This is a genomic window from Microvirga aerilata, assembly GCF_016743775.1.
Lineage (GTDB): Bacteria > Pseudomonadota > Alphaproteobacteria > Rhizobiales > Beijerinckiaceae > Microvirga > Microvirga aerilata.
On record NZ_JAEQMY010000248.1, the window covers coordinates 1 to 1,915 of the forward strand.

1 protein-coding gene is annotated in these 1,915 nt (G+C 65.6%); it reads right to left on the reverse strand.

Translation table 11 applies throughout. From position 1 onward, the window contains the following. Positions 1 to 1,915 (reverse strand): acetate--CoA ligase (acs, locus tag JKG68_RS32085; RefSeq protein WP_210346524.1); only part of this gene is annotated, 1,915 nt, incomplete at both ends.

Consider the following 1,915-nt stretch of genomic DNA (forward strand, 5'->3'; position numbering starts at 1 on the left):
TTGGTGATCAGGTCGTCGACCACGGTGGGGTCGGCGAGCGTCGAGGTGTCGCCGAGCGAGCCGAACTCGTCCTCGGCGATCTTGCGCAGGATCCGGCGCATGATCTTGCCCGAGCGGGTCTTGGGCAGGCTCGGCGCGAACTGGATCAGGTCCGGCGAGGCGATCGGTCCGATCTCCTTGCGCACCCAGATGACGAGCTCCTTGCGCAGGTCCTCGGACGGCTCCTCGCCGGCCATCAGGGTCACATAGGCGTAGATGCCCTGGCCCTTGATGTCGTGCGGATAGCCCACCACGGCGGCCTCGGACACCTTCGGGTGCGCGACCAGCGCCGATTCCACCTCCGCCGTGCCCATGCGGTGGCCGGACACGTTGATCACGTCGTCCACGCGGCCGGTGATCCAGTAATAGCCGTCCGCATCGCGCCGGCAGCCGTCGCCGGTGAAATACTTGCCCGGATAGGTGGAGAAGTAGGTTTGCACGAAGCGCTCATGGTCGCCATAGACCGTGCGCATCTGGCCGGGCCAGGAATCGGCGATCACGAGATTGCCCTCCGTCGCGCCCTCCAGCACCTTGCCGTCCGCATCCACCACCTGCGGCTTCACGCCGAAGAACGGACGGGTAGCAGAACCTGGCTTCAGCTTGGTGGCGCCGGGCAGCGGCGTGATCAGGATCCCGCCGGTCTCCGTCTGCCACCAGGTGTCGACGATGGGGCAGCGGCCGTCGCCCACCACCCGGTGGTACCATTCCCAGGCCTCCGGATTGATCGGCTCGCCCACCGAGCCCAGGAGACGCAGGGACTTGCGGGCGGTTTTCTTCACCGGCTCCTCACCCGCCTGCATGAGCGAACGGATGGCGGTCGGGGCGGTGTAGAAGATGTTCACGTTGTGCTTGTCGATCACCTCCCAGAAGCGGGAGATGGACGGATAGGTGGGCACGCCCTCGAACATGAGCGTCGTGGCGCCGTTGGCCAAGGGTCCGTAGAGGATGTAGGAGTGGCCCGTCACCCAGCCCACGTCGGCGGTGCACCAGTAAACGTCCCCGTCATGGTAGTCGAAGACGTATTGATGGGTCATCGCCGCATAGACGAGATAGCCGCCGGTGGTGTGCAGCACGCCCTTGGGCGTGCCCGTGGAGCCCGAGGTGTAGAGGATGAACAGCGGATCCTCCGCATTCATCTCCTCGTAGGGGCACTCGTCCGACACCATGCTGGCGGCTTCGTCGTAATAGACGTCGCGGCCCGGCACCATGTCGACCGCCGAACCCGTGCGGCGCACCACCAGCACGTGGTCGACGACGCCGGGGCCGACGCGCTCGAGGGCCGCGTCCACGTTCACCTTGAGCGGCACCTTGCGGCCGCCGCGCAGGCCCTCGTCTGCGGTCACGATGAAGGCGGACTTGGCGTCCTGGATGCGGCTTGCAAGCGAATCGGGCGAGAAACCGCCGAACACCACGGAGTGGATGGCGCCTAAGCGAGCGCAGGCCAGCATGGCGTAGGCGGCTTCCGGGATCATCGGCATGTAGATCGTAACGCGGTCGCCCTTTTCCACGCCGCGGTTGCGCATGATGTTGGCCATGCGGTTCACCTGGGCGGAGAGCTCGCGGTAGGTGATCGTCTTGGATTCCGACGGGTCGTCGCCTTCCCAGATGATGGCGACCTGATCGCCCCGGGTGTGGAGATGCCGGTCGACGCAGTTATAGGCCACGTTGGTGACCCCATCCTCGAACCAGCGGATCGCCACGTTCTCGGGGCCGAAATTGGTGTTCTTGATCCGGGTCGGCTGCTTGAACCAGTGGATGCGCTTGGCTTCCTCGGCCCAGAAGGCCTCCGGATCCTTGACGGAAGCCTCGTACTTGGCCTGGTAGCCTGCCTCATCCAAATAGGCGCGGTGGGTCCACTCGGACGGCACGTCGTAGA